This window comes from Bradyrhizobium sp. SZCCHNRI20481 (genome assembly GCF_032485055.1).
GTDB lineage: Bacteria > Pseudomonadota > Alphaproteobacteria > Rhizobiales > Xanthobacteraceae > Bradyrhizobium.
The window spans coordinates 26,834-53,297 of record NZ_JAUEUE010000023.1; the positions used below are offsets into that span (position 1 = coordinate 26,834).

The following is a 26,464-nucleotide window of genomic DNA, read 5'->3' on the forward strand; positions in this document are numbered from 1 at the left end:
GTTTTTGGAAACGCTCCGTGCAGCGGAAGCCGCCCGCGATCAGGCGCCTGCTTGCGGAACCAGCGGCCCGGCCGCTATACCGGCCGCATGACTGAATTTCATGGTGTCTTTCCCTACCTGGCCTCGCCGATTGGTGCGGATGGCACGATCCGTACGGAGGTGCTGGGGCGTCTGTGCGACGACCTGATCCATGCCGGTGTGCACGGCCTGACGCCGCTCGGCTCCACCGGTGAGTTCGCCTATCTCGATCGTGCCCAGCGCATGGCCGTCGTGGAGACGACCATCGATGCGGCCCAGGGCCGCGTTCCCGTGATCGCAGGCGTGGCCTCGACGGCGATCGCTGACGCGGTGGCGCAGGCCAAGGCTTACCAGAAGCGCGGCGCAACCGGAATCCTGGCGGTGCTCGAGGCCTACTTCCCGGTCAACGACGCCGGCATCGAGGCGTATTTCCGGGCGATTGCCGATGCGGTCGACGTTCCCATCGTCATTTACACCAATCCCCAGTTCCAGCGCTCGGACCTGTCGCTCGATGTCATTGCGCGCCTCGCCGAGCATCCGCGCATCAACTACATCAAGGACGCGTCTACCAACACCGGCCGGCTGTTGTCGATCATCACTCGCTGCGGCGACGCCATCAAGGTGTTCGCTGCGTCCTCGCACATTCCGGCGGCGGTGATGCTGATCGGCGGCAAGGGCTGGATGGCCGGGCCGGCCTGCATCATCCCGCGCCAGAGCGTCGAACTCTACAATCTCTGCAAGGCGTCCCGCTGGGACGATGCGATGCTGCTGCAGAAGAAGCTGTGGCGCGTCAACGAGGCCTTCGCCCGCTTCAACCTCGCGGCCTGCATCAAGGCCGGCCTGTCGATCCAGGGTTACGACGTCGGCGATCCCGTGCCGCCCCAGGCCCCGCTCACGCTCGAGCAGCGCAAGGTCGTCGAAGAGGTCCTCAGCAGCCTGGGGTAATGCCAGGATCCTTACTGCCCGTCATGGCCGTGCCGACCCGGCCATCCATGCCAAGCGGAAACGAAGTCGTGGATGCCCGGGCCCAGCCCGGGCATGACAGTGTGGTATGCCGCACCAGCACAATCACGGCTTGGCCAGCGGAACTGCGATCCGCTAAAACGCATGCAATTGCATTTGAACTGACCAAGGACTGACGAATGAACATTCTTCCCAACAATATGCGGTTTGGTGCGGGGCAGCCCGTCAAGCGTCTGGAGGATCAGCGACTGCTGACCGGGAAGGGACAGTTCATCGACGACAAGGCGGAGGATGGCGCGCTCTGGCTCTACGTGCTGCGCTCGCCGCATGCCCATGCGAAGATCGTGTCCATCGATGCCGCCGCCGCGCGGGAGATCGCCGGCGTGCAGGCGATCTACACCGGCGCGGACCTCGTCGCCGACGATGTCGGCACCATTCCGACATTGGCGATCTTCAAGCGGCCCGACGGCAAGCCGATGACGGTGCCGCCGCGCCGTCTGCTGGCGCACGAGATCGTCCGCTTCACCGGCGAAGCGGTCGCCGCCGTGGTCGCCACCTCGCGCACGATCGCGCAGGAAGCGGCGGAAGCGATCGTCGTGGACTACGAGGTGCTGCCGGCGGTGACCGATCCGGTGAAGGCGCTCGCGCCGGGTGCGCCCGTCGTCTGGGCGGAGGCGCCGGACAATATCGTTGCCGCGATGAGCTATGGCGATGCCACCAAGGTGGAGGAGGCCTTCTCCAGCGCTGCGCACAAAGTGTCGCTCGACATCACGAGCCAGCGCCTGGTGCCCTCGGCGATGGAGCCGCGCTCGACCATTGCCGAGATCGAGAAGAAGACCGGCAGGCTGTTGCTCCATGTGCAGTCGCAGACGCCGGCCTCGACCCGTGACGTCCTTGCGGAAGCCGTGCTGAAGCGGCCGAAGGAAAGTGTGCGCGTGCTGGTCGGCGACATCGGCGGCGGCTTCGGCCAGAAGACCAACCTCTATCCGGAGGACGGCATCGTCGCCTATGCCGCGACCAAGCTCGGCAAGAAGATCCGCTGGCGCGCCGAGCGGACCGACGAGTTCGTCGGCGGCACGCATGGCCGCGATCTCACCTCGACGGCCGAGTTCGCGCTCGATGCCAAGGGCAGGGTGCTGGCGTATCGGGTGCGTTCGATCGGCGCCACCGGCGCCTATTCGTCGGGCGCGGCCAACATCATTCCGCTGGTGCTCGGGCCGTTCGTCCAGACCGGTGTCTATGACCTTCCGCTGGTGCATTTCGAGGTCAAAACGGTTATGACCCACACCGCGCCGGTCGGCGCCTATCGCGGCGCCGGACGTCCCGAGGCGGTGTTCATCGTCGAGCGCCTGTTCGACACGGCCGCGCGCCAGATCGGGATCGATCCGCGCGCCATCCGCAAGACCAACTACATCAAGCCGGCGCAGCTCCCCTACACCAACGCGGTCGGACAGGTGTATGATTCCGGCGCCTTCGCCCACATGCTGGAGCGCGCGTCCAAGCTTGCCGATTGGGACGGCTTCAACGCGCGCAAGCGCGAGGCGAAGAAGCGCGGCATGCTCTACGGCCGCGGCCTCACCAGCTATATCGAATGGACCGGCGGCCGCGCCCACACCGAGAAGGTGTCGCTGCACGCGACCTCCGAGGGCCGCGTCATCCTGCATTCCGGCACCATGGCGATGGGGCAGGGCCTGCAGACCACCTACACCCAGATGATCTCCGACACGCTCGGCATTCCCTTGGACAAGATCGACGTCGTGCAGGGCGACACCGATCTCGCCACCGGCTTCGGCAGCGTCGGCTCGCGCTCGCTGTTCGTCGGCGGCACGGCGGTGGCGGTGTCGTCGAACGATCTCATTACCAAGGCGCGCGAGAAGGCATCGAACCTCTTGGAGACCGCGGTCGAGGACATCGAATATCGCGATGGCGTCCTGACGGTCGTTGGCACCGACCGCCGCATCAGCCTGTTCGAGATCGCCGGCAAGGAGAAGCAGGCCAAGCTCTCGGTCGACAGCGAGGGTGAGGTCGATGGTCCGAGCTGGCCGAACGGCACTCATGTCTGCGAGGTCGAGATTGATCCGGAGACCGGCATCAGCCGCGTGGTGCGTTACACCACGGTCGACGACGTCGGCGTCGCCGTCAATCCGATGCTGGTGGCGGGCCAGATCCATGGCGGCGTCGCGCAGGGCATCGGCCAGGCGCTGTACGAGAACGTCGCCTATGATGCCGACGGCCAGCTCCTGACCGCGACCTATCAGGACTACTGCATCCCGCGCGCCGACGACGTGCCGCCGATCGTGGTCACGCTCGACGATTCCGCGCCGTGCAAGACCAACCCGCTGGGCGCCAAGGGCTGCGGCGAGTCCGGTGCCATCGGCGGTCCGCCCTGCGTCACCAACGGCGTGATGGACGCGCTGTTCGAGTTGGGGATCACCAACCTGCAGACGCCGCTGACGCCGGAAAAGGTGTGGGCGGCGATCTCCGAGGCGAAGGCGGCAAAAGCCAAAGCGTCGGCCTGAGCGAGCGCGCGGGACGCTCCCGCGTCGGACGTGCTCCTGTTGCGTCGCTCAACGCGCCGATCTGCGCCGAACTGTTCGGTGACGAGGGCGGCGAGGGTTACGCCCGCATCTGGTCGCGCCCCTGCATGCGCAGCGGCGACTGATCTTGCTGCGTCATAGCCCGCCATTCCGGGGCAGCCCGTCAGGGCTGAATCCGGAATCTCGAGATTTTCGGTGCAATTGCGCACCTGAGGGGACGATGCTGTCGGATCGCCCCGCCGAGCCCGGCAAGATAACGATCTCATGCGAATCGTCGCGGCGCCGCGACCGAGAGCGACGATGATTGACCCAGATCAAGGTCGCCGACTCGCACTCGCCTCTAGATTGTATCCAACACAACGAGGAGCGCGACCATGCGGCGGTGTGCGGGCGTGATGCGCGGGGCGATGGCTTTGGCAATGGTCGCGTTTGGATCATCTCTGGCGGACGCGTGTTCGCGCGTCCTCTGGGCCGATAATGGTCAGGCCGTTGTCACCGGGCGCAACATGGATTGGCCCGAAGACATGCGCACCGATCTCTGGGCCTTCCCGCGCGGCCTTGCGCGCAAAGGCGAGAGCGGCGACGACAACGAACTGAGCTGGACGTCGAAATACGGCAGCGTCGGCGGGGCGGTTTATAATCTGGCGATCGCCGACGGCATGAATGAAAAAGGTCTTGTCGCCAACCTGCTGTGGCTCTCCGAGAGCGATTACGGAAAGCGCGATCTCAAGCGCCCCGGCCTCGCGCTGTCGCTATGGGCGCAATACAACCTCGACAACTTTGCCACCGTTGCCGAGGCCGTGGCCGACATCGAAACCGGTCGCTATCAACTCATCACCGCCGGCATGCCCGGATACGCGACGGCGACCGTGCATCTGTCGCTTTCGGACGCGACGGGCGATTCGGCGATCATCGAAATCGTCGATAGCGGCAAGGTGCGCGTTCATCACGACCGCCGCTATCTGGTCATGACGAACTCGCCGCCCTTCCCCGAGCAGCTCGCCAATCTGAAGAAATACCACGTCTTTGGCGGCACCGAAGCGCTGCCGGGGACGAGCGAAGCGGCCGACCGCTTCGTCCGCGCCGCCTATTACATCCAGAACCAGACCAAGCCGTCGGACACCCGCCAGACCGTGGCCCGCATGTTGTCGGTCATGCGCAACGTGGCGCAGCCTTTCGTGCGGCCAGACCCGAAGCGACCGGAGGCGTCGCATACGATCTGGCGGGCCGTCGCCGACTCGACCGACCGGCTCTATTTCTTCGAATCGACGCTCAGCCCGAACATCGTCTGGGTCAACTTGCCGCTCATCGACCTTTCCGTCGGCGCTCCGATCCGCAAGCTCGACCTGTCCGGGGCGGACAGAGATCTGGTCGGCGAGGTGAGCAGCCAGTTCAAGCCGGCCGCGCCGCTGGAATTCAAGAAAGGCGGCTCCTGACGGGGCGGAACCCTGAGGACAGATACAACGTCATCCTTATATCTGCGTTGTGGCGCTCGCACGCCGCGCGACATGATGCCGGGCGCTCGCCGTGCAGCCCTGCCACCGCACCGGGCCGGAAGCGCCGCGCCGTTTGTTAAGGACGGATTGTGGTGCATTGCAGCACTGAGGCTATGCGCCGGCGATGCTGTCGCACCAGAGTATTCCTGCCACATCAGCAACCTCCTGCTTTGGTCATGCCATGATCACGCACGAAATCGGCCCGGATGCCGACCGCAAGGTAAGGATCTCTCCGGTCAACTCGCACAATGAGTGGGATCCACTCGAGGAAGTGATTGTCGGAAGGCTCGAAGGCGCGACGATCCCATCCGCCCATCCGGTCGTCGCCTGTAACATTCCGGGAATGGCTGCACGGGCGCAAGCGCTGCTCGGGGGCTTCCGCTATCCAAGGATGTTGATTGAACCGGCTCAGCGCGAGCTCGATGGCTTTATTGCGCTGTTGCAGTCGCTTGGCGTGGTGGTCACCCGACCGGAACCGGTTGATTTCAAGAAGCGCTTCAGCACGCCCGAATGGTCTTCGCGCGGCTTCTGCAACTCCTGCCCGCGCGATAGCATGCTCGTGATCGGAGACGAAATTATTGAAACGCCCATGGCGTGGCCCAGCCGCTATTTCGAGACCCATTCCTTTCGTCCGGTCCTGAAGGACTATTTCCGTCGCGGCGCCCGCTGGACTGCCGCGCCACGGCCGCAACTCACGGACGAACTGTATAACGCCGATTTCAGACGGCCCGAAGAAGGTGAGCCGATGTCATATATTCTGACTGAATTCGAACCGGTGTTCGACGCTGCCGATTTCGTTCGCTGCGGGCGCGATCTGTTTGTAACCCTCAGCAATGTCACCAATGCATCCGGCATCGAATGGCTGCGCCGCCATCTCGGCGACGGCTATCGCATCCACGAGATCGAGAGCCGCTGTCGTAGCCCGATGCACATCGACACGACCATTTTGCCGCTGGGGCCGGGCAGGCTTCTGATCAATCCCGAATACATCGACGTCAGCCGCCTCCCGGACATACTGAAGAAATGGGACATTCTCGTCGCTCCCGAGCCTGATCCGATCACCGATCGCATGCTCAATATCACGTCGCTATGCGGAAAATGGCTCAACATGAATGTACTGATGGTGGACGAAAAGCGCATCATCGTTGATCCGCATCATGTGCGAACGATGCGTGCGATCGAGCAATGGGGTTTCGAGCCGATCCCCTGCGAATTCCTGCATTACGCCGCATTTGGCGGCGCATTCCATTGCGCGACACTCGACATCAGGCGGCGCGGGGCGCTCGAGAGCTATTTTTGAGGATTGGCACGCCTATCCGGACTCGAGGCGCAGTCCGACGATGCCAAGTACAATGAGACCAATCGAGGCGAGCCGGGTCGCGGTCGTCGGCTCGTCGAACAGATAGATTCCGAAGAGAGTGGCGACGGCGATGCTCGCGCCGGTCCACGCGGCGTAGGCCGTGCCCATCGGGATCGTCTTCATGGCGAGGCCAAGACAACCGACGCTGGCGCCCATAAAACCCACGGTGACCAGGATCGACGGCAGGCGCGAGAGACCTTCGGAATATTTGAGAGCGATCAGCCAACCCACCTCGCAAAGGCTGCCAATGAATAAGATCACCCAGGCCATGAGAGGTTCTCCCAAAAGATGGGCTTAACGATCCTCGACGGAGTTCGTGTCAGAATTCCACGGTCTCGCTATTCTGCCAACTCGTTTCGCCAAGCCCTTACACTTTGCAAGTGCACGCTGGAAGGCTACGGAAAAGCCGGCTTGTCGGATCACCCTGGGTAAGCGGTTCAAGAGCCAACAAATATGAGTCGATCATCAATTGAGAGCTGCCTGGGCACCTGATGGAGATTTCGTCTACGGCCGCCGTGGTGATCGAACAGCACGGCATGTCGGCTCATGGCCCGAAGCGAAAGTGCTGGAGCGCGCCCGACATTTCCGGAGCTGGGGTCAGATCGGCTGTGCCACCCGCCTGCCGGCCACAGCCGCCCTTGGTCCGAAGTTGACATCCAAAATAGTAGGCTCCGGTAGAATCTACTTCGCTCTTACGACCCCGCCGCAAATCCCCCAGCCTCGAAAAACACTGGTTGCTCGCGGTCGGCCAATCGGGATGGTGAGCCTTCGCAGGACCGCGCAGAAGTGCGGCTCGATCCCTCTTGCGGTGGTGGCCTGACGGTGGACAAGGGTGGGGAGTCGGGCGATTCAGCGATGAGCAGACGACGTAATGTCACGCCCCGGGCGTCCAGTCAGCGCGAGAGGCCGTATCGTTTGGGCATCATCACTGGAAAGCAATGAGTTGAGAAGAGAACTAGGGTTTAGTTTCCCATTTCAAACAAAACTCAATGTCGTCCCATCCGATACACGCCTTATGTTCATCCCAATTGACACAGATCTTCTTTTTTCCAAAACTTACACAGTATTTTCCCGATGCCTTTGCCAAGGATGGCTCGACATATATTGTCTTTCCATCGATCTCGGTTCGCACCAAAATGGTTTTGCCTTTTTTGTCCGTTACTGTTGTTTTGTCTTTACTGAGAAACAGATCTTCATCGGTCATGGTTCTTTCTCCTAAATTGCGCGCTGCCACTTGCGTCCCGGTTCGATGTCAAGCGGTCAACTCAATATAAAACCGACCAGCACCCGTTAGCTTGGCGCGAACTTGAATTCAGTCATGCTTACACCTAGAAGTAGAAATTATCTCAGAGTACTACGTATTGATTTCGATCAAAGTCGGTCGGTCCGTCTACGACGAAAACACCCAAGCTAAAGCTGCCGGGAATGCTGGCAAGCCAGGATGTCCGCCCCAACGGTCGCGACCGGGGGCGGCTGAGTCGGGCAAAACGCGCGAAGATTTGTGCCGGTCCGATCGTACGGGAGTGCCGTAGGGGACGAAAAATCATGTGCGTGGAAAATCTCATTTCGCCAGCCGTTTCAACGCGCAAGGGCAAGTGAGGCCCAAGCCTCGAATTTTTTCGCTTTCTTTTTATCAGAAATCGTGGGTTAATGCACGCATCCCGCCTCAACGAGAGGGGCGTTGCGCGCGATCGTCACGACACGCGAGGCGGGGATGCGATGGACGTTTTTGCGGCGTGAGACGAACGCGGCGAGGGCGGACGTGAAGTCGTGTGGTTCTGGCATCCCGACGCTGATGCTAAGTTGCTTGGGTGATGATCCGAGCGACGACGGTGGCCAAAAAGCCCGGTGCACCGAGAAGAGCACGATATAAGCGTTAAAACCGTCGCGCAGGGAAGGCCGGGATGTCTCGGCCGAACCTGTGGTTCCTGCCCCGTGCATTTTGTTCGCACGGGGGCCATGGGGGCGGCGAGCTCCCGGCCTTCCCTGCGCCCTCTCGATCTTCGAAAGGGCCTGTCGATCGCAAGACCCGGGCGTGATCCGCCGCGGGACGACGACGTCATGTCTGCTGCTGTTTGAGATGTGAATCTGGACGTGGATCGACTGCTGTCGACCGATCCACCGGCAGCTCCAGTCGCACACTGAAGTCGCCTGCCACTCCGCTGAACCGCAGCCGGCCGCCATGGGCCTGCGCGACCTCGGCCGCGATGGCGAGGCCCAGGCCGGAGCCGTGGGAGCCGTCGCCTTTCTGGAAGGGAGATAGCAATCGCTGCTGCGCCTCGGCGGCGATGCCGGGGCCGTCGTCCCAGACGATGATCGCGACATGGCTCGCCTTGCTTTCCACCGTCACCATCAACCGCATCTTTGCACCATGCGCCAGCGCGTTGTGAATGAGGTTGGCGAGTGCCTCGCGCAGGCTGATGGCATCGACGGCGATGACGGCATCGTCTTCTGCTGGCACGAAGCTGACGGAGACCTCGCGGTCGAGCGACAGCGGCACGCTCTGCGATAGCACCGACTTGGCCAGCGCGTTGATGTCGGTCGCGGCGAAGCGCGGCGCCTGGGCGCGGTGCTGGATCATGGCGTGATCGAGCAGTTGGCTGGTGAGGCGGGCGAGATCCGCGATGCGACTGCGCAGCCTGTCGAGCGCCTTCGGGTCCTTGGTCTGATCGCTCAGCAGCTCGACCTCGGCATCGATCGCAGCGAGCGGCGTGCGCAGCTGGTGGGTGGCGTCGGCGATGAAGCGCTGCATCAGCGTGATGCGCTCGGCAAGGCGTTGCATGAAGCCGTCGATCGCGCCGACCAGCGCGCGCACCTCGCGCGGCGGCGTCATCGCGATCGGGCTCAGATCGTCCGGCCGGCGCTTGATGATCTCGGCCTCGATCCGCGTCAGCGGTGCGAACACCAGCCGCAGGCATAACGCAGTCGCCACCAGCGCCAGCACGCTCATCGCGGCGATGAGGCCGATCGCCATCGAGGCAAGATCCCATGTCAGCGCGTCGCGGGCGCGCAGGGTCTGCGCCAGCACGATCTGGCTCCAGCCGTCTCCGGGCGCGCCGTCGAGCTTGCGCGCTACCGCGGCGATGCGCACGGCCTGGTCGCGATAGATGCCGTCGCGCAGCACGACGCCCTCGCGCAGCGCCCTGGCGGGCGCGGTGACGGCGAGATCGTCATAGCCGGCGACGACGACGCCGCGCGGATCGGTGACGCGGTAGAACACGAGGTCATAGGCCGACAAGGTCGCAAACGCTGCCGCCGGCGGATCCAGCGTCACGACGCCGCCCTGCATGTAGATGTTCTCGGCGATCTGCACGGCGCCGCCGGCGAGCAGCTTGTCATAGGCGTCGCGCGCGGCGGTGGCGGCATATTGCCAGGCGGCGAGGCTCAGCACGACGGCGCCGACGGCCAGGATCGCGCCGATCGCGATCAGCAGCCGCGCGCGCAGCGAGGTCCTGAGGTCACGAAGCGTGGAGCTGATAGCCAAGGCCGCGCTCGGTCTTGATTTCGACTGTTGTCGCCGCCAGCTTGCGCCGCAGCCGGGCGACGAACTGCTCGACGGCGTTGGGGCTCGGATCCTGGTCGAAGCTGAACAGCTGCTCGACCAGCTCCTCTTTGGCGACGTAACGCCCAGGGCGTGCGGCGAGGATTTCCAGCACGGTCAGCTCGCGCCGCGTCAGGTCCAGCGGCTGGCCGGCGACGCTGGCGGTGCGCCCGGCGCGGTCGATCACCAGCGGCCCGAGGGTCAGCAGATTGTCGGACTGGCCGGCGGCCCGGCGCAGCAGCGCCCGCGCTCGCGCCTCCAGCTCGCGATAGTCGAACGGCTTGATCAGGTAGTCGTCGGCGCCGAGGTCGAGCGCGCCGATGCGGTCGTCCACCGCCGAGCGCGCGGTCAGCACCAGCACCGGCGTGCGCAGGCCGCGCTTGCGCAGGTGCTTGAGCACGGCAAAGCCGTCCATGTTCGGCAGCATCACGTCGAGCACGATCAGGTCATAGGTCTGCACCTCGATCAGCTCGCTCGCGGTGCGGCCGTCCTTTTCCCAGTCGACGGCGTAGCCGATCCGCTCGAACCGGCTGGTCACGGCGGCGCCGATCTCGGGCGTGTCTTCCACCAGCAGGATGCGCACGGTCTCGTTGTCCGCCTCGGAGTCAGGTTCGCGTCAGTCTCCTCCTCTATCACCTCGGATAAGGGCGCCGAAGTGCACCAAGCGAAATTTCGCACTGCAATATAACGGAGGGGAGGACGCATGACCGTCCATCAATCGCCATCTCAGTTCGAGCCGCTGCTCTCCGTCGAGGGCGTGACGCTCCAGTACAAGACGCCGGACACCTTGGTCACGGCGACCTACCGCGTCGATTTCAAGGTATTCGATTCCGACCGCTTCGTGCTGCTGGGGCCCTCCGGCTGCGGCAAATCCACCCTTCTGAAGGCGATCGGCGGCTATCTGAAGCCAACCGAGGGCCGCATCCGCCTCAAGGGACACGACGTCAGCGAGCCCGGCCCGGACCGCATGATGGTATTTCAGGAATTCGACCAGCTCCTGCCGTGGAAGACCGTGCGCGAGAACGTCGTGTTCGCGCTGACAGCCAGCGGCCGGCTCGGCGCGGCCGAGGCCAACGAGCGGGCGAAGTCCTATATCGACAAGGTCGGCCTCACCAAGTTCATCGACTCCTATCCGCACATGCTCTCCGGCGGCATGAAGCAGCGCGTCGCGATCGCCAGGGGCATGGCGATGGAGCCGGACGTGCTCTTGATGGACGAGCCGTTCGCCGCCTTGGACGCGCTGACCCGGCGCAAGATGCAGGACGAGCTGCTGCAGCTCTGGCAGGACACCCGCTTCACCGTGCTGTTCGTCACGCATTCGATCGAGGAGGCGATCAAGATCGGCTCGCGCATCCTGCTGCTGTCGCCGCATCCCGGCCGTGTCCGCGCCGAGCTCAACAGCGTGCCGCCGGGCACGATGGGCTCGCCCGAACAGGTCGCGCTCGAAGGGCGCATCAACGACATGCTGTTCGGCCATCACTGAGACACGAGGAGAGCATCATGAGCGAGACGATGGCGCTGCGCCCCGAAATCGTCAATGCAGACACGCCCCTCGGCGACGTCAAGGTCGAGGCCAGCCTGTCCTGGCTGGAACGCATCTACCACGTCGGTGCGGTCCGCAAGGCCATCATCCTGGTGGCGCTGGCCGGGCTGTGGCAGGCCTATGGATTGTGGCTCGGCAATCCCCTGTTGTTTCCGACCTTCACCGACACGCTCTCAGCCTTCTTCGAGAACATCGGCAACGGCATCATCCCTGCGCGCACCCTGGTGTCGCTGGAGACGCTGCTGATCGGCTACGGCATCGGCATCGCGCTGGCGGCCGTGCTGACCACGATCGCGATCGGCTCGCGGATCGGCGCCGACATGCTGGAGGCGCTGACCTCGATGTTCAACCCGCTGCCGGCGATCGCATTGCTGCCGCTGGCGCTGATCTGGTTCGGCCTCGGCAAGGGCAGCATCATCTTCGTGCTGGTGCATTCGGTGTTGTGGGCGATCGCGCTCAACACCCATTCCGGCTTCCGCTCGGTGTCGAACACCTTGCGCATGGTCGGCCTGAACTACGGCCTGCGCGGGTTGAAGCTGGTGCGCTTCATCCTGATCCCCGCCGCATTCCCGGCCATCCTCACCGGCCTCAAGGTCGGCTGGGCCTTCGCCTGGCGTACCCTGATCGCGGCCGAGCTGGTGTTCGGCGTGTCCTCGGGCTCGGGCGGGCTCGGCTGGTTCATCTTCGAGAACCGCAACCAGTTGGAGACGGCCAACGTCTTCGCCGGCCTGTTCACCGTGATCTTCATCGGCCTCGTCGTCGAGAACCTCGTGTTCGCGACCATCGAGCGCAAGACGGTGCGGCGCTGGGGCATGCAGCACTGAATTTCGAGTTATAAGCACAACAACAACAAGGAAGGAGACGACCATGTCCTGGAGCAAATCATTCACGGCCGCCGCGCTCGGCCTCACCGCGCTGCTCGGCGCCACCGGCGCCTCGCGGGCCGAGGTCAAGGAGATCAGGCTCTCCAAGGGCTACGGCATCCTCTATCTGCCGCTGATCGTGATGGAGGATCAGAAGCTGATGGAGAAGCAGGCGGAGAAGGCCGGGCTCGGTCCGTTCAAGGTGAACTGGCAGATGCTCGACGGCGGCAACATCATCAACGACGCGATGATGGCCGGCTCGCTCGACATCGCCGGCACCGGCGCGCCCGGCTTCATCACGCTGTGGGCCAAGGCCAAGGGCATTCCGGCGGTGGAGGTGGTCGGCGTCAGCGGCCTCAGCTCGACCTCGCTGTGGATGAACACCAACAATCCTGAGATCAAGTCGCTGAAGGATTTCAAGCCGAGCGACAAGATCGCCCTGCCGGGCATCAAGACCTCGCTGTCGGCGGTCATGCTGCAGATGATGGCGGCGCAGGAGTTCGGCAAGGAGAACTACGCCAAGCTCGATCCGATGACCGTCGGCCTGCCGCATCCGGAGGCGCTGGCGGCGCTCACCTCGGGCAAGACCGAGATCACGGCGCATTTCACCTCGCCGCCGTTCTCCTACATCGAGCTGAAGGATTCGAAGATTCGCCGCGTTGCCAATTCCGCCGACGTGCTCGGACGGATGACGATGGACGTGGTGTTCGCGCCCAAGCGCTTCGTCGACGCCAATCCCAAGGTCGTGCAGGCGTTCCTCGACGCGCTCGACGAGGCCTGCACGCTGATCGCCAACGACAAGGCTGCCGCGGCCGAGATCTATGCCCGCACCGCCAAGGTGAAGACCACCAAGGAGGACGTGCTGGAGATGCTGCAGGACAAGGACACCTGGTTCTCGTCGACGCCAGAGGGCGTGCTGAAGATCGCCGAGTTCATGCACGGCGTCGGCTCGATCAAGGTCAAGCCGGCGAGCTGGCAGGACATGTTCGTGACCCAGCTACGCGACCGCAAGGGCAGTTGAGCGAGACCCGTCACGGCCTGCGCGGCCAATGACTGGCATCCGCGAGGTCGCCCGGGAACTCTCCCGAACCCACGCTCCGGCCGCCGAGACTTATGTCCGGCGGCCGCCGGCCGTCATTGCGCCGCTGCCCAAGCTGTGCTCTGACGAGGCGGCACAACCGGGAGAAGGGGGACGCGCGATGCGGAAATTGCTGACCGTGCTGGCGGCGCTGATGACGCTGAGCCTGACCAATTGCGGCTACAATGCCATCCAGACCAATGACGAGCAGGTCAAGGCGGCTTGGTCCGAGGTCGTCAACCAGTATCAACGCCGCGCCGACCTCGTGCCCAACCTGGTCAACAGCGTGAAGGGCTTTGCCCAACAGGAGAAGGACGTGCTGCTCGGCGTCACCAACGCCCGCGCCAAGGTCGGCAGCGTCCAGGCCACGCCCGACGTCGTCAACGATCCCGCTGCGCTGCAGAAGTTCCAGGCCGCGCAGAGCGAACTGACCGGCGCGCTGTCGCGGCTCCTGGTTGTCACTGAGAATTATCCGCAGCTGAAATCGGACGCGCTGTTCCGCGACCTGATGTCACAGCTCGAAGGCACCGAGAACCGCATCACGGTGGCGCGCAACCGCTTCATCAAGGCGGTCCAGGAATACAACGTCGGCATCCGCACCTTCCCGAATAACCTGACCGCAATGATGTTCGGCTACAAGGAGAAGGCCAACTTCACGGTCGAGAACGAACGCGAGATCTCGGTGGCGCCGAAGGTCGATTTCAACGCGCCGTCGCCTGCGCCGTCGAAATAGCCGGAGCAGGGAATCGTGCGCGCGCTGCCGGTCCTCAAGGCGCTGCTTGCGACGCTGCTCGTCTGCTTCGCCACGATGGTGCTGGCCGACGTCGCGGTGCCGCAGCTCACCGGCCGCGTCGTCGACCAGACCGGCACGCTGTCCTCCTCGGACATCGCAGGCCTCACGCAGAAGCTGAAGGACCTGGAAACCCGCAAGGGCAGCCAGGTCGCGGTGCTGATCGTGCCGACGACGCAGCCCGAGACCATCGAGCAGTTTTCGCTCCGCGTCGCCGAGACCTGGAAGATCGGGCGCAAGAAGGTCGACGACGGCGCGCTGCTGGTGATCGCCAAGAACGACCGCAAGCTGCGCATCGAGGTCGGCTACGGCCTCGAAGGCAGCCTCACCGACGTCACCGCGCGGCGCATCATCGACGAGGTCATCACGCCGAAATTTCGCAGCGGTGATTTCGCCGGCGGCATCGACGCCGGCGTCGATCGCATCATCGGCGTGATCAATGGGGAGACCCTGCCGGTGCCGCAGCCGCAGGCCTCGCACGGCACGGATCTCGACATCGACTCGATCTCCTCCTTCGCGCCGGTGGCGCTGTTTGGTGCGCTGGTGATCGGCGGCATCCTGCGGACCCTGCTCGGACGACTGATCGGATCGCTCGCGACCGGCGGCGCTATGGGCGTGATCGCCTGGCTGCTGGTGGGATCGGCGGGTCTCACGGCGCTGTCGGCCATTGCCGGCTTCGTCATCGCTTTCATTGCCGACAGTTTCGCCGGGATGAATACGCCGGGCAGCGGCCGCCGCGGCGGCTGGTCGAGCGGATCGTCGTCGGGCGGTTGGAGCAGCGGCAGCTCGAGCGATAGCGGCAGCTTTTCCGGCGGTGGCGGCAGCTTCGGCGGCGGCGGCGCCTCGGGCAGCTGGTAAGGACGGGACGCGCGACCATGGGCATCAAGCGGATCGGCAGGCATCTCCTGCATCGTCCCTGGCAGCTGAAGCGCATCTTCACGCCCGCAGTGCTCGCGCGCATCGAGCAGGCGATCAAGGATGGCGAGCGCACCCATGCCGGCCAGCTTCGCTTCGTCGTCGAGGGCGCGCTCGACGGCCGGCCGCTCTGGCGCGACCAACCGCCGCGCGAGCGCGCGTTGGATCTGTTCTCGCACCTGCGGATCTGGGACACCGCGCACAACAATGGCGTCCTGATCTATCTGCTCTTGGCCGATCGCGACGTCGAGATCATCGCCGACCGCGGCATCCACGACCGTGTCGGCGCGGCGGGTTGGGAGGCGATCTGCCGGGCGATGGAGGCTGAGTTTCGCCAGGGCCACTTCGAGCAGGGCGTCATGCAAGGCATCTCCGCCGTCTCACGCGAGCTCGCCAGGCACTATCCGCCGCACGCCGGCGATCCAAATGAGCTGCCCGACGCGCCAGTGGTGCTGTAGCGATCCATTCCGCGGCACACGTCTCGCTCAACCCGACTTGAAATTGGCGGGCACGATTCCAACCCCGTCATTGCGAGCGCAGCGAAGCAATCCAGACCGTCTCTGCGGAGGGATTCTGGATTGCTTCGCTGCGCCGCTGCGCTCGCAATGGCGCGGACGGAGCCGTGTTTGCCATTCACGTCGTCGTCGCAGAAGCGCCGTACCGCTTCGCCATCGCCCCCGCCATCTCCGTCATCTTCGCCCGCAACTCGGGCGGATCGAGCACTTCGACCTCCGGCCCGAAGCGCAGCAGCTCGCCAACCGCATGCCATAGTGTTGTTCCGGTCGGGATCGTCGCGATGCGCCAGCCATCGGCATCGGCTTCGTCGGCCAGGCGCGTGCGGGCGCGCACATAGGGCTGACTCAGCGCCTCTAGCAGCCGCACGCCGAGCGGTGACAGCCGCACCGTTGCGAGCTTCGGATGCAGCTCCGCTTCCAGCCGCTCGGTCGCAGCCCGCCAATAGGCGGCGAGATCGAAGTCGGCGGGCCGCGCGAAGGTCTCCACTGTGACGGTGCAATCGAGCACGCGCGCCACGCGATAGGTGCGCACGCTGCGCTCGACCTGCCCTGCGAGATACCAGCCGCCGCCCTTGAGCACGAGGCCGAGCGGCGCCACCCGGCGCCGCTTCTCGGCGCGCCAGCTCTGATAGCGGATGTCGATCAGGCGGTCGGCGAGCAGCGCGTCCGCAATGGTTCGCAGATGCGTCGGCTCCTCGGACTCGCCGAACCAGCCAGGCGCGTCGAGATGGAAGCGCGCCTGCATGCGGCCGGCATTGGCGCGCAGGCTTTGCGGTAGTGCCGCCACCAGCTTGGTCTGCGCCGCGCTCATCGCGCCATCGAGCCCGAGCGCGGCAGCGGGGCCCGGCAGGCCCGCCATGAACAGTGCGTCGGTTTCCGCCGGCGACAGCCCGTTCAGCCGCACGCGATAGCCGTCGAGCAGGCGGAATCCGCCTTCGGCGCCGCGCTCGGCATAGACCGGGATCCCCGCCGCGGCGAGCGCGTCGATGTCGCGATAGATCGTGCGCACCGAGACCTCGCAGGCGTCTGCGAGCTCGGGCGCGGTGACCTGTCCCCTGGCCTGCAGGGTGGTGAGGATCGAGAGCAGCCGGCTCGCGCGCATGCCCTTCTTTAAACATACCTGACACACCTTGTCAGGTATGGTGTGCGACAAGCCCGCACCGCAGCCGGCAATGGGAGGACACCATCATGACCGCCGACGACAAGATCACGCTGTATTACTCACCGCAGACCCGCGCCGCCGGCACCCGCGTCCTGCTCGAGGAGCTGGGCGCGCCCTACGATCTGCATGTCCTCAACATGAAGGCGGGCGAGCAGCGCAAGCCGGAGTTCTTGGCCGTCAATCCGCTCGGCAAGGTGCCGACGATCGGACATCGCGGCCAGATCGTGACCGAGCAGGTCGCGATCTTCATCTATCTCGCCGATCTGTTTCCGCAAGCGGGGCTGACGCCGGCGCTCGACGATGCCATGCGCGGGCCCTATCTGCGCTGGATCGCCTATTACGGTGCGTCGTTCGAGCCCGCCGTGATCGACCATTTCATGAAGCGCGAACCGGCCCCGATCACGCAGTCGCCCTATGCCGACTACGATACGATGCTGGGCGCGCTGGAGCAGCAGCTCGCCAAGGGGCCGTATCTCCTCGGCGAGCGCATGACCGCCGCCGACGTGCTGTGGGGCGTCGCCTTCAACTGGACCATGATGTTCGGCGTCGTGCCGCGCAAGGACGTGTTCGTGCGCTATGCCGAGCGCATCACCCAGCGTCCGGCGTTCCAGCGCGTCACCGCCGCGGATGCCGAGATGGCGGCCCAGCACGCGGCCGCCGCCGGCGTCTGAGCGCCAGCATCGACGCAATCGAGCGAGGTCCCGCCGGCAACGGGACCTCGCTGATGTGATTGCACGTTGTCCGGCAGGCGCAGCTCGCCAAATGCCGGGCTTCCCGCGGTGGCGCCGCTAGTTCAGGCTGATCCCCGTGAGCGGCGTGCCGTCGACGCCGTTGTTGCTGATCGCGTTGTTCTTGAAGGACGAGACGGAGCCGCCGCCGGTCTGGACGACGCCGTTGGCGTTGCCCTGGATGACGGAATTTCCCAACGTCACGATGGCGCCGCTGCCGCTCGCCAGAACGCCGGTGTTGTTGAACTCGGAGGTCAGCCGGTCGAGAAACACGCCCATCCCCGGCTTTCCGGCCGGGACCGTGGCGGATATCCCGGCATTGGCATTTTCGATGGCCTTCGTGTTCGAGACGAGCACGCTGATCGCACTGCTCGAATTCGCGGTTGAGACCGTGACGCCGAACGCGGACGCCTTGAGCGAGGAGTCCGCGATCACCACCTGTGCCGCACCGGTCGGCGCGACCGAGATTGCGCTTTGCGAGAAGTTCTCGAAGGTACAGTTCTCGACGACGAGCTTTCGGCCGGCCAGGAAATTGACGCCATTGAGGCCGAGGGTCGTGCCGGCGCCGTTGATGCTCAAATTGCGCAGGATGATGACGTCGTTGGCGCCGGCATTCACGTTGATGCCGTTGGTCGCCGAGGCCAGGATCGAGGCCATGGTCCCTCCGCCGTCGATGGTGATCGACTTTGTGATCGTGACGGCGCCGTAGCCGCCGGGATCGAGCACGTCGATCTCACCGCCGGCGGCGGTCTTCGAGATCGCGCCGGCGAAGGTCTTGCAGGGCGCAGTCCGGCTGCACGGGTTGACGTCGTCGCCGACGCCGGACACCCAGGTCCGCGTCGCCTGCGCGTGAGCCCCTGGCGAGGCAAGGATCAAAAGTGCGGCGCACAAAAATCCGATCGAAGAAATGAGCTTTCGCATGAGCGCTCCCCTTGAAATGCTGGAAATGAAAAAATAACCCGAACGCAGAGTATTAGTCTACGAAAGCAACCAGAGCGTTCATCGAAAACGGCGAGGGGAGACGGCACATTTGCGATCGAGAACCGGCGCCCAGCCGAAACGCGGTGAGAATTCATGACGACGCCGGCAAAACAGCTCATAGTTTGCTCGCCTTCGCCCCTCCTGCCAATTGAGTGTACATTGTCCTGTGATTTGGCGCAGGCGCCTTGGAAGATCGCTCTGCGCATGATCAACGTCATTTTTTAAGAGCGACGTGAGTAAAAATGTTTGAAGTATTCGGCGCCGCCCCTCTGGCGGAGTGGATCGAAACTCGTTCTGCGAGATAAGTCTTTTTCGGGAGAAGTCGCGTGATTGAAAGGGTCTGGGTGAGTGACTGCTTCATGGACTCTTCCAATATTTCGAAATTCAATCTGAACCCGGATGACCAGGGCAAGGATTACTGGCAAGATACCGAATATCGGGAAGAACTGGACCGTCTGGACAAGCTCATGCGCAAGCACGAGGACGGTGAAACGTTGACGGAAGATGAGCGTCCGAAGCGGGCCTACCCGAGGTACAAGGATCGGCGCATTGGAAAGTTGTCCGATTTCTTTCGGGTCAATGCCTTCATCGTTGTCTCTTCCGATTTTGCCGAAGTGCTTGGGAGATTCGACCTTGGAAAGGGCGGCCTGTCCAACATAGAGCTCTATCAGGGCAATCGCGTCGAACTGGTGCCGGGGGCCTGGTATTTCCTAAATCTCGGATGTCAGAAGCAGACCTTTCGTTCCGGGCGATCAACCGGCGGTTTCGTTCAGCCGGACTTGTGGCCCAAGGGCAAACTGATGGTTAGCTTGCCCAAAGACAACCAAATTGCGGTCGCTGCGGCAGCTCTGGAAGGTTGTGACCTCTGGACCGACCCGAGCCTTGCGGGTGCGCTGTTTCTGAGCGGGCGGCTCGAGGCTGCGCTGAAGGCCGCCAAGCTGACCCGTAACGTGCGGCGAGCACGGTGCATGATCGTCAATGAAGATTGAGGAGCGCAATGGGCTGAAGCCAAAGACCTCGGCATCTCTCGCAAGGGAGTTAAGGTGACAGTCCTGGACCGCAAACTTAGTTCGTGGATGCAGAGGCTTGTTAATCATCGATCACGCGCTGGGACAGCGGAACGACCGGTGGAGGCTCGGGGGCGGCCAGGAAGTTGAGGTGCTCCGCAAAGCTGCCTCTCCGATCGACGTCCATCTTCAGCCCGATACGCCCCGCCAACCTGTGGCGCCCGGTGGCGAACCAGCGAAAAACCTCGTAGAATATCGGGCAGTGGCTCTCATATCCAAAATGAGGGATCCCCACGAGACACGGTTGACCGAACCCCATTTCTTCATGATCACGCCTGGTGCCGTCGCCGTGTGAGACATTCCATCTGATGTCGGCGTTCTTCGACACCACAAGATCGCCAGCGAAGATCGAGATGTCGTGGACGATGTTGATGCCGTGATATGGACCGGTCCACGCCGGCTCGTAGTCATGAATGGCTGAAATGACTTCGCCGTCGCTCGGCAACAGGTGTCCGCCATATCTGAAGATCCAGCTGTCGAGTGTCGGCAGAAATCGGGTCCGATAGCGTCAGCTCGATCGAGAATGACCTCAGATAATCCGCCAATGCTTTGAGGCGGCTTTGCTTCTGCGCGAGAAAATAATCGGTTTGTCCTGATTTTGGCGTCTGACAGAACTGCCTCGCTGTCGTGAAATGGAGGCGAATAGATGGGGTAGTCGAAAAGTGCACGCCGGACTTTCCGATGATCGATCATGTTCGCAATGAAGCGCATGCTTCCTTGTCCAATCAAATGCCGTGAGCCAGGTTAGCAAGGAATTCCGGCGCCGTGTTGAACGCACCGGCTTGGATCAACCGCCTTGCTCTCCGCCCCGCACGACGGGCAATTCCCGCATCCCTCTCATGCGCCAACTGCCCGTCGAGCCAGTTTGTCGCATGTGTGCCGCCTTGCGGCGTCGGGCAAATCGCGACGATGATCCCGGCCATCCCGTTCGCGATGAGGAGGGGCGGCTCGGCCGATCGTCACGAGGCGTAGCAGCGGGGAGCGGTGGCCGTATCGGGCTTGGGGCTCTGCGCAAGCGGGCCGGCGAGCAAGCGTGGTACGGACGGTCAAGTCGTAGGGTCCTGGCATCCCGATGCCGATGCCAAGTTCGCATACAGGCTTCGCCTCGTGCGGATGACGGTGACCAGAAAGCCCGGCGCACCGGGGAGACTACGAAGCAGCCGTAACGCCATCGCGCAGGGAAGGCCGGGTGCCAGTCGGCACCCGGCCTTCCCTGCGCCCTCCGACTAATGAGGAGGGAATGATCGTCAAAGCTCGGGCGCAATCGCGCCGCGGGAGCGGCTCCGTTCGTTTCCGCGTCGACCGCGCTGCGCCGTGTGCCGAGCGAGCCTGCTGCCACCGGGCGAGGCCGCACAGAGCTGAATATTCGGGCACCGCCCGCCACATCTGCTCCACTTTGTCGGCGCAAATCCGCCCGGTATGAATCCCTAAAACTCAGGTAAGCCTTCCAAAAGTAAGATTTTGGCAATCAATCGAACGCTAACTAAGGTTACCAAGTGCTCAACGTCATGCGGAGACTCTGAACGTGAGCGACCAAAAGCCCGAACGGGCCAGCCTTGGCGTGGCCGATACGACTGGCATGGCCAGTGCGAGTGTCGACCTGATGCCGAAGACATCCGCGTTCCCCGATGCAGTCGACCTGGCCGTGCCTGCGATCGCGACCGTCGCCCCGCCCATGATCGCGCCGGATCACGAAGCGCCTGCGGCTGACCGTCCGGGCATCGACCCCAAGGCGGCGATCGTGGAAGCGGTGACCGCGCCCGAGCCGCAGGCCGAGGCCAACAAGTCTGAGATCAAGACCGAGATGACGGCCGACACCGAGATCGGGACGATCAGCGTCAAGCCGGTCAAGCCCGAGCAGGTCAAGGTCGAAGCCCTCACGGCCGAGCCGGAAAAGATCGAGCCCGCCAAGATCCAAGCGGCGAAGCCGGAGCGAGCCAAACCAGAGCCCGCGCGGCTCGACCTGGTCAAGTCCGACAAGGGCAAATCCGACAAGGTCAAGCCCGAGCTGACCAAGGCCCAGGCGGCGGGGGGCAACCTTGCGGCGACGGGCAAAGTCGAAGCCGCAGCGAGCTCGAGTGCTGCGAAATCTCCCTCGACGATCCTGGATCTGATCAGGACGGAGCCGGTCAAGTCGGAGCCGATCAAGACGGCTGCGGCCGGTGAGCTCCTCAAGGTCGAGATACCGAAGCTGTCGATGCTCGCGGCCAATGCGCCGAAAGTCGGCCCGATGGCGGCGGCTGCGCCGAAGCCGGAGACGGCCATCAAGCCGGACGCGCCGATCAAGTCCGTGGCTGCCACCAAGACAGAAGCCGTCGTCCGGCCAGAGCCGGCTGCCAAGCCGGAGACTGTTGCCAGGCCCGAGGCTGTCGCCAAGTCGGAGGCCAAGTCGGAGCCCGTTGCCAAGCAGGCATCCGCGGCCAAACCCGAGGTGTCCGCGACGCGCCCGGTCACGCCAGTCCAGGCGGATGCCGGACCGGCGACCAGGGCGGGTGCTTTTGCCGCGGTCGACAAGGCCGCGGCCTGGGCCAAAGCCAAGTTCAAGACCGAGCCCTTCAAGTTCGATGCAACGTCCAAGTCGGCGTCCGCTGCCGCAACGGCGGCCAGCAAGACCGCTGCCGGAGCGGCGCTGCCGCCTCCGCAGCCGGGCCAGGCCCCGCGGCCGCATGGCGTGAACGGCAGGCTCGGCCTTCCGGCCATGGCCGCGATCCTGCTGCTGTCGATGATTGTCGGCGGCGTTGCCGGTGGTCTGGTCACGGCTAAGTTCGTCACGCGCTCCGGCGGCGGTGACGTGGCCGATGCGGCGGCAGGCGAGGCTGCAGACGCCACGCTTGGCGCGACCGTGGCGCGGATCGACAATGATGTCGCCGCGCTGAAGGCGAGCCTCGACCAGACCAATCAGACCAGCCTCGTCGAGCTCAACAAATCCGCCGAGCGTCTCGACCGGCTCGAGAAGATCCTGGGTGACCTGTCGACGAAATCGTCGGCCAAGCCGAGCGAGCTGCAGCGTCTGAGCGAGGCCGTGGACCGGCTGCGCGCCGCGCAGGCGTCCGCGACCGCGCAGGCCCCCGCGCGAGACAGCGCCGCGTCCGTGCCGCAGGCGGTGGGCGCGATCAATGCGGCGGCGCCGCCCGCGGGCGTGGCGAGCCGGGCCGACGCGGCCAGGACCACCGAGGCAGCCAGGACCGAAGCAGCAAGGGCAGAGGCGAGCCGGGCCGAGCCGGCGAGGGCGGAGACCGCTCGCCCCGAGCCGAACCGCACGGAGGCCACCAAACCCAAGGTCGTCGAGGGCTGGGTGCTGCGCGACGTCGGTCGTGGCGGCGCGCTGATCGAGGGCCGCGGTGGCCTCTACGAAGTCTATGCCGGCGATCCCGTGCCGGGCCTCGGCAAGGTCGACGCGATCCGCAAGCAGGACGGCCGCTGGGTGGTCGTCACCACCAAGGGGCTTGTCGTCGCACGCTGACGGACCATCTGTTTTTGGAGACGAATCTGGACGAGGCGCCTCACCGCGACGTGAGGCGCCTCGTCGCACAATTGTCCGAAGCCGCCCGCCTTTCGGCTATCTTCGAGGACTAGCAGGCCCTCAATTGCATGTTCGTGGAAGCGAGGAGGCGCGTCTTGCGACTGTCGGTATTCGGCCTTGTCATGCTGTGCTGCGGCCAGCTCGCTCATGCGGACGAGAGCGCGCCGATCGAGCGCGGCGCCGCCATCCTCGAGCCGTTCGCGCTGCGTGAGCTCGACAACGGCGCGTTCGGCCTTGGGAAGATGCTTGCGCGCGCGAGCGATGCGCCGCTGACCGGCGCGGCATTGTTTGCGCTGCCGTCGATGATTCCCGTGCGCAAGGCGCTCGACGCGGAGTTCGACCGCTATGTCGACAAGCACAAGACCACGCTGCCGAACGAGAGCATTGGCGTCGGCACGTCCTACGCGTTCCAGCTGTTCGACCGCACCATGCTCGATTCGTCCGATGCCCGCTTCGTGCTGGCCGGCGTCGTCAATCGCATGGATCGCGCCTTCGTCGATCCCGACCATTGCGGCGAGGTGCGGCTGCTGTACCGCCTGACGCGGACCACGCCGCCCGAGGCCAAAGATGGCGAGGTCGCCTCGCCGCGGCTGCCGATGACGCTCAACATCGTGCTCAAGGCGCGCAGCGATGCGGAGGCCAAGAACAATTCGCCGAGCTGTGCCGAGATCGCCAAGCGCTGGCTGGCGACGTCCGATCTGCAACTGACCGGGCCGGAGCTTGCCGCGAAGCTGACGGCGCCGGACGGCCCGCTGGCGCTGATCAGGCCCGAGAACATCCACCGCATCGAGACCAACCTGCAGATCGCGCATGCGCCGAAATCGGCGATCCGCGATTTCCGCACCGACTACATGATGAAGGTGTTCGACTATCAGGCCGCGAGCGGGACGTTCGAGGAGGCGGTGCTGGAGGATCAGGTCGATCGCGACCGGCTGCTGGCGGATGCCGCTCTGGCGCGCGAGTTCAAGGCCTGGCTGCTCGACCCGGTCCATCTCGGCGAGCTCGACCGCGGCACCGCGGTGATCCCCGAGCAGTTCCTGGCCAAGGTTGCGGTGGCGCCGACCCCGGTCGGATTCGTCAATTCCGATCTGCTGCCGGCCTACGGGCTGGTGCAGGGGAGCGCGGCCGGGCAGGGCGCGGTGTTCACCGAGGCCGACGTGGTCGGTGCGCTGGAGAAGGCGGCCGCGCAGGGCATCGTGCTGGAGAACATCCGGTCGGTCGCGGGCTTCGAGCGCCGCCTCAACGATTCGAGCTGCGGCGGCTGCCATCAGACCCGCGGCATCGGCGGCTTTCACTTTCCCGGCGTCGACTGGATGGCGGAGAAGCCGTCCAACACCGTCGTGGTGCCGGGCTCGCCGCACTTCTTCGGCGACCAGGTCCGCCGGCGCGACATCCTCACCGCCTTTGCCGAGGGGCGGACTCCGGATTTCTCGCGCGGCTTCGCCAGCCGCCCGCAATTGCGCGGCAGCGATGAGCTCGCCGGCACGGTCTACAACGACGGCTGGGGCGGGCATTGCTACGCGAGCCACGCCGCGGCCGCGGACAATGACAGGAGCTTCTCGACCTGGACCTGCGCCGCGAACCTGTCCTGTCAGACCGGCCCGGCGACGCGGTTCGGCATGTGCTTCGTCGCGACCCGCTAGCTCAGGCCACCGCGCCGCGCGCGCGCAGGTCGCGGATGGTCTCGTCGTCGAAGCCGGCGCTGCGCAGGATCTCGTCGCTGTGTTGGCCTATGCCGGGCGGCTTGCGCGGGGTGACCTTGCGCTGGCCGTCGATGAAGATCGGGCTGTTGACCGTCAGCATGGTGTCGTTCTCGAACGGCACCAGCACCTCGTTCTCGATCATCTGCCTGTCGTTTGGAATGTCGTCGAGAATGCCGACCACCCCGAACACGAGCCCGTTGCCGTCGAGGATCCGGCGCCATTCGGCCAGCGGCCTGGTCGCGAACACCACGTCGAATTCGTGGATCAGCTCGACCGAGCGGGCGTGACGGTCGGCCTTGGTGACGAAGCGCGGATCGTCGATCAGCTCCTCCCGGCCGAGGCAGCGGGCGAGGATCGGCCACTGCTTCTCTTCATTGAGGAGCGACAGCATGATCCAGCGGCCGTCCTGGCACTTGTAATGATTGGCGACCGCGTTCAGCGCGCGTTCGCGTGGCCGCCGCTCGACGAAGGTCGCGCCGCAAAGCTTGGCCTGAGCAAGCACGGAGGCCGCCCAGACACCATTCGCCATCAGGTTGGAGGCGACGTGGCAGCCCTTGCCGGTCTTCTCGCGCTGGTAAAGCGCCGTGACGATCGCGCCATAGAACGCCATCGCGCAGGGGTGGTCGCCCATCCCGGCGACGGAGCGGGCGGGTGTCGTGCTCTCGTCGGCGCGGACCAGGTCCATCAGTCCGGAGCGCGCCCAATAGGCATTGCTGTCGAAGCCGGGTTTGTCGGCTTCCTCGCCCTTCTCGCCATACCCGGTGAACGACGCATAGATCAGCCGCGGATTGAGCGGCGCCAGCTTTTCGTGGGTGAGGCCGAGCTTGGCGCGGACCGACGGCGGGAAGTTGGTGATGAAGACATCGGCTTCACTCACCAGCCGCTGCAGCACGGCTTGAGCTTCGGATTTCGAAAGATCGAGCGCGAGGCTCCGCTTGTTGCGGGCTTCGAGATACCACGCGTAGTTATGCTCGCTGCGCGGATAGCCCGGCAGGTTCGGCAGGTTGCGGTAGGGATCGCCGGCGCCGGGCGGCTCGATCTTGATGACGTCAGCGCCGAAATCGGAAAGGACGGTGGCAGCTGCGGGAGCCGCGATGAAGCTCGCGCAGTCCAGCACCTTCAGGCCATGGAAAATGCCCTTGTCGTCCATGATGCGTCGCTCCCGTCGCTTGTTTCCGCGCGCTGGAATTCTGCTGACGGCGCGGTTCGAGGCGCATTTGACCCAGGTCGGGCGAGCGAGGCAATGGCGGGGAGGGAGCCGAAACTACAAACAAACGTAAAGATGTGATCAGGAGCGGGCACCGCTCCTGTCTATTTCGACGTGTCGACAATCATGCTGGCTTGGTGAGGGAAACGATCGCGCCGAAAAGCCGCGAGGCGGAATGGCGCGCCAATTGGTCCACTACACTTTCAGGTTCTCGGCCGAACTCCTGCCGCGGTTGGCGATCTCGTCGTACTCGATCGTCTGGCCCTCGTTGAGGGTCGTCAGCCCGGCCTTCTGCACTGCGGAGATGTGAACGAAAATGTCCTTGCCCCCGGCCGCGGGCTGGATGAAGCCATAGCCCTTGGTCGGGTTGAACCACTTGACCGTACCTTTAGCCATACGTCGCCTCCGCGGGACCAATCCGAGTACGAGCCGGCGGTCCCCGTAAACCGTCAGGCCCGGAATTCAAGACTACTG

At 64.5% G+C, this 26,464-nt stretch carries 23 protein-coding genes; 14 read left to right on the plus strand and 9 right to left on the minus strand.

What is annotated here, in order from left to right; genetic code table 11:
• The first annotated feature begins 87 nt into the window (after nt 1-87).
• From QX132_RS30285 to QX132_RS30300, 4 genes are all read left to right on the plus strand, one after another.
• Nucleotides 88-963: a dihydrodipicolinate synthase family protein gene (locus tag QX132_RS30285; protein ID WP_315734320.1), complete on the plus strand. Its 876-nt coding sequence runs from the start codon at nt 88-90 to the stop codon at nt 961-963.
• 197 nt (nt 964-1,160) lie between these two features.
• The gene (locus QX132_RS30290; protein WP_316163595.1) at nt 1,161-3,500 is read left to right on the plus strand and encodes a xanthine dehydrogenase family protein molybdopterin-binding subunit; all 2,340 of its coding nucleotides are present in this window, start codon (nt 1,161-1,163) and stop codon (nt 3,498-3,500) included.
• Nucleotides 3,501-3,913: 413 nt separating this feature from the next.
• Nucleotides 3,914-4,954 (plus strand): linear amide C-N hydrolase, encoded by a 1,041-nt coding sequence (locus tag QX132_RS30295; RefSeq protein ID WP_316163596.1) that lies wholly within the window; start codon nt 3,914-3,916, stop codon nt 4,952-4,954.
• 241 nt (nt 4,955-5,195) lie between these two features.
• The gene (locus QX132_RS30300; RefSeq protein WP_315796996.1) at nt 5,196-6,314 is read left to right on the plus strand and encodes an amidinotransferase; all 1,119 of its coding nucleotides are present in this window, start codon (nt 5,196-5,198) and stop codon (nt 6,312-6,314) included.
• Between the two features lie 12 nt (nt 6,315-6,326).
• Here the strand turns inward: QX132_RS30300 and QX132_RS30305 are convergent, their stop codons facing one another.
• The 4 genes from QX132_RS30305 to QX132_RS30320 all read right to left on the minus strand — a co-directional run bounded on the left by QX132_RS30305 (nt 6,327) and on the right by QX132_RS30320 (nt 10,498).
• Nucleotides 6,327-6,644, minus strand: coding sequence for a multidrug efflux SMR transporter (locus QX132_RS30305; protein WP_315783524.1), 318 nt, complete (start codon nt 6,642-6,644; stop codon nt 6,327-6,329).
• Nucleotides 6,645-7,329: 685 nt separating this feature from the next.
• The gene (locus QX132_RS30310; RefSeq protein ID WP_315734314.1) at nt 7,330-7,578 is read right to left on the minus strand and encodes a hypothetical protein; all 249 of its coding nucleotides are present in this window, start codon (nt 7,576-7,578) and stop codon (nt 7,330-7,332) included.
• Nucleotides 7,579-8,433: 855 nt separating this feature from the next.
• Complete coding sequence (locus QX132_RS30315) at nt 8,434-9,858, minus strand: sensor histidine kinase (RefSeq protein ID WP_316163597.1); 1,425 nt, start codon at nt 9,856-9,858, stop codon at nt 8,434-8,436.
• On the minus strand, nt 9,833-10,498 hold the full coding sequence (locus QX132_RS30320; protein ID WP_315734309.1) for a response regulator transcription factor: 666 nt from the start codon (nt 10,496-10,498) through the stop codon (nt 9,833-9,835). Before QX132_RS30320 ends, QX132_RS30315 begins: the two co-directional genes overlap by 26 nt.
• Before the next feature lie 120 nt (nt 10,499-10,618).
• Here QX132_RS30320 and QX132_RS30325 point away from each other — a divergent pair, with 120 nt between their 5' ends.
• The 6 genes from QX132_RS30325 to QX132_RS30350 all read left to right on the plus strand — a co-directional run bounded on the left by QX132_RS30325 (nt 10,619) and on the right by QX132_RS30350 (nt 15,562).
• Nucleotides 10,619-11,398 carry an ABC transporter ATP-binding protein gene (locus tag QX132_RS30325; RefSeq protein WP_316163598.1) on the plus strand — a complete coding sequence of 260 codons (780 nt, stop codon included), beginning with the start codon at nt 10,619-10,621 and terminating at the stop codon, nt 11,396-11,398.
• 17 nt (nt 11,399-11,415) lie between these two features.
• Entirely contained in the window at nt 11,416-12,282 is an 867-nt protein-coding gene (locus QX132_RS30330) for an ABC transporter permease (RefSeq protein WP_316163599.1), read from the plus strand.
• A 43-nt stretch (nt 12,283-12,325) separates the two neighbouring features.
• Nucleotides 12,326-13,342, plus strand: a complete 1,017-nt coding sequence (locus QX132_RS30335) for an ABC transporter substrate-binding protein (protein WP_316163600.1) — start codon at nt 12,326-12,328, stop codon at nt 13,340-13,342.
• Nucleotides 13,343-13,520: 178 nt separating this feature from the next.
• Entirely contained in the window at nt 13,521-14,132 is a 612-nt protein-coding gene (locus QX132_RS30340; protein ID WP_315759634.1) for a LemA family protein, read from the plus strand.
• A 15-nt stretch (nt 14,133-14,147) separates the two neighbouring features.
• A complete protein-coding gene (locus QX132_RS30345) occupies nt 14,148-15,047 on the plus strand; it encodes a YgcG family protein (protein WP_315775379.1) in 900 nt (299 codons plus the stop codon).
• A 17-nt stretch (nt 15,048-15,064) separates the two neighbouring features.
• Nucleotides 15,065-15,562: a TPM domain-containing protein gene (locus QX132_RS30350; RefSeq protein ID WP_315734296.1), complete on the plus strand. Its 498-nt coding sequence runs from the start codon at nt 15,065-15,067 to the stop codon at nt 15,560-15,562.
• A 175-nt stretch (nt 15,563-15,737) separates the two neighbouring features.
• Here QX132_RS30350 and QX132_RS30355 read toward each other — a convergent pair whose 3' ends face one another.
• Nucleotides 15,738-16,721, minus strand: coding sequence for a YafY family protein (locus QX132_RS30355; RefSeq protein ID WP_316163601.1), 984 nt, complete (start codon nt 16,719-16,721; stop codon nt 15,738-15,740).
• An 86-nt stretch (nt 16,722-16,807) separates the two neighbouring features.
• On the opposite strand from QX132_RS30355, the gene QX132_RS30360 reads away from it, so the two are divergent.
• On the plus strand, nt 16,808-17,452 hold the full coding sequence (locus QX132_RS30360) for a glutathione S-transferase family protein (RefSeq protein WP_315734292.1): 645 nt from the start codon (nt 16,808-16,810) through the stop codon (nt 17,450-17,452).
• A gap of 117 nt (nt 17,453-17,569) precedes the next feature.
• Here QX132_RS30360 and QX132_RS30365 read toward each other — a convergent pair whose 3' ends face one another.
• Nucleotides 17,570-18,430 (minus strand): right-handed parallel beta-helix repeat-containing protein, encoded by an 861-nt coding sequence (locus QX132_RS30365; RefSeq protein ID WP_315734290.1) that lies wholly within the window; start codon nt 18,428-18,430, stop codon nt 17,570-17,572.
• Nucleotides 18,431-18,816: 386 nt separating this feature from the next.
• Between QX132_RS30365 and QX132_RS30370 the strand changes: the two genes are divergently transcribed.
• The gene (locus tag QX132_RS30370; protein ID WP_315796986.1) at nt 18,817-19,479 is read left to right on the plus strand and encodes a hypothetical protein; all 663 of its coding nucleotides are present in this window, start codon (nt 18,817-18,819) and stop codon (nt 19,477-19,479) included.
• A gap of 100 nt (nt 19,480-19,579) precedes the next feature.
• Here the strand turns inward: QX132_RS30370 and QX132_RS30375 are convergent, their stop codons facing one another.
• Complete coding sequence (locus tag QX132_RS30375; RefSeq protein WP_316163602.1) at nt 19,580-20,002, minus strand: hypothetical protein; 423 nt, start codon at nt 20,000-20,002, stop codon at nt 19,580-19,582.
• Between the two features lie 1,080 nt (nt 20,003-21,082).
• Here QX132_RS30375 and QX132_RS30380 point away from each other — a divergent pair.
• A complete protein-coding gene (locus QX132_RS30380; RefSeq protein WP_316163603.1) occupies nt 21,083-23,020 on the plus strand; it encodes a hypothetical protein in 1,938 nt (645 codons plus the stop codon).
• 128 nt (nt 23,021-23,148) lie between these two features.
• Nucleotides 23,149-24,723 (plus strand): hypothetical protein, encoded by a 1,575-nt coding sequence (locus QX132_RS30385; protein ID WP_410052915.1) that lies wholly within the window; start codon nt 23,149-23,151, stop codon nt 24,721-24,723.
• A gap of 1 nt (nt 24,724) precedes the next feature.
• Here QX132_RS30385 and QX132_RS30390 read toward each other — a convergent pair whose 3' ends face one another.
• Together QX132_RS30390 and QX132_RS30395 are read right to left on the minus strand one after the other, a co-directional pair.
• On the minus strand, nt 24,725-25,933 hold the full coding sequence (locus QX132_RS30390) for a CoA transferase (RefSeq protein WP_316163604.1): 1,209 nt from the start codon (nt 25,931-25,933) through the stop codon (nt 24,725-24,727).
• Between the two features lie 252 nt (nt 25,934-26,185).
• A complete protein-coding gene (locus QX132_RS30395) occupies nt 26,186-26,386 on the minus strand; it encodes a cold-shock protein (protein ID WP_315734280.1) in 201 nt (66 codons plus the stop codon).
• Nucleotides 26,387-26,464 lie beyond the last annotated feature (78 nt).

Bases quoted from the DNA above. Each gene is read 5' to 3' on its own strand.
- QX132_RS30285 (WP_315734320.1), top strand. From the start codon at position 88: ATGACTGAATTTCATGGTGTCTTTCCCTACCTGGCCTCGCCGATTGGT.
- QX132_RS30290 (WP_316163595.1), top strand. From the start codon at position 1,161: ATGAACATTCTTCCCAACAATATGCGGTTTGGTGCGGGGCAGCCCGTC.
- QX132_RS30295 (WP_316163596.1), top strand. From the start codon at position 3,914: ATGCGCGGGGCGATGGCTTTGGCAATGGTCGCGTTTGGATCATCTCTG.
- QX132_RS30300 (WP_315796996.1), top strand. From the start codon at position 5,196: ATGATCACGCACGAAATCGGCCCGGATGCCGACCGCAAGGTAAGGATC.
- QX132_RS30305 (WP_315783524.1), bottom strand. From the start codon at position 6,644: ATGGCCTGGGTGATCTTATTCATTGGCAGCCTTTGCGAGGTGGGTTGG.
- QX132_RS30310 (WP_315734314.1), bottom strand. From the start codon at position 7,578: ATGACCGATGAAGATCTGTTTCTCAGTAAAGACAAAACAACAGTAACG.
- QX132_RS30325 (WP_316163598.1), top strand. From the start codon at position 10,619: ATGACCGTCCATCAATCGCCATCTCAGTTCGAGCCGCTGCTCTCCGTC.
- QX132_RS30330 (WP_316163599.1), top strand. From the start codon at position 11,416: ATGAGCGAGACGATGGCGCTGCGCCCCGAAATCGTCAATGCAGACACG.
- QX132_RS30335 (WP_316163600.1), top strand. From the start codon at position 12,326: ATGTCCTGGAGCAAATCATTCACGGCCGCCGCGCTCGGCCTCACCGCG.
- QX132_RS30340 (WP_315759634.1), top strand. From the start codon at position 13,521: ATGCGGAAATTGCTGACCGTGCTGGCGGCGCTGATGACGCTGAGCCTG.
- QX132_RS30350 (WP_315734296.1), top strand. From the start codon at position 15,065: ATGGGCATCAAGCGGATCGGCAGGCATCTCCTGCATCGTCCCTGGCAG.
- QX132_RS30355 (WP_316163601.1), bottom strand. From the start codon at position 16,721: ATGCGCGCGAGCCGGCTGCTCTCGATCCTCACCACCCTGCAGGCCAGG.
- QX132_RS30360 (WP_315734292.1), top strand. From the start codon at position 16,808: ATGACCGCCGACGACAAGATCACGCTGTATTACTCACCGCAGACCCGC.
- QX132_RS30365 (WP_315734290.1), bottom strand. From the start codon at position 18,430: ATGCGAAAGCTCATTTCTTCGATCGGATTTTTGTGCGCCGCACTTTTG.
- QX132_RS30385 (WP_410052915.1), top strand. From the start codon at position 23,149: ATGTTCGTGGAAGCGAGGAGGCGCGTCTTGCGACTGTCGGTATTCGGC.
- QX132_RS30390 (WP_316163604.1), bottom strand. From the start codon at position 25,933: ATGGACGACAAGGGCATTTTCCATGGCCTGAAGGTGCTGGACTGCGCG.
- QX132_RS30395 (WP_315734280.1), bottom strand. From the start codon at position 26,386: ATGGCTAAAGGTACGGTCAAGTGGTTCAACCCGACCAAGGGCTATGGC.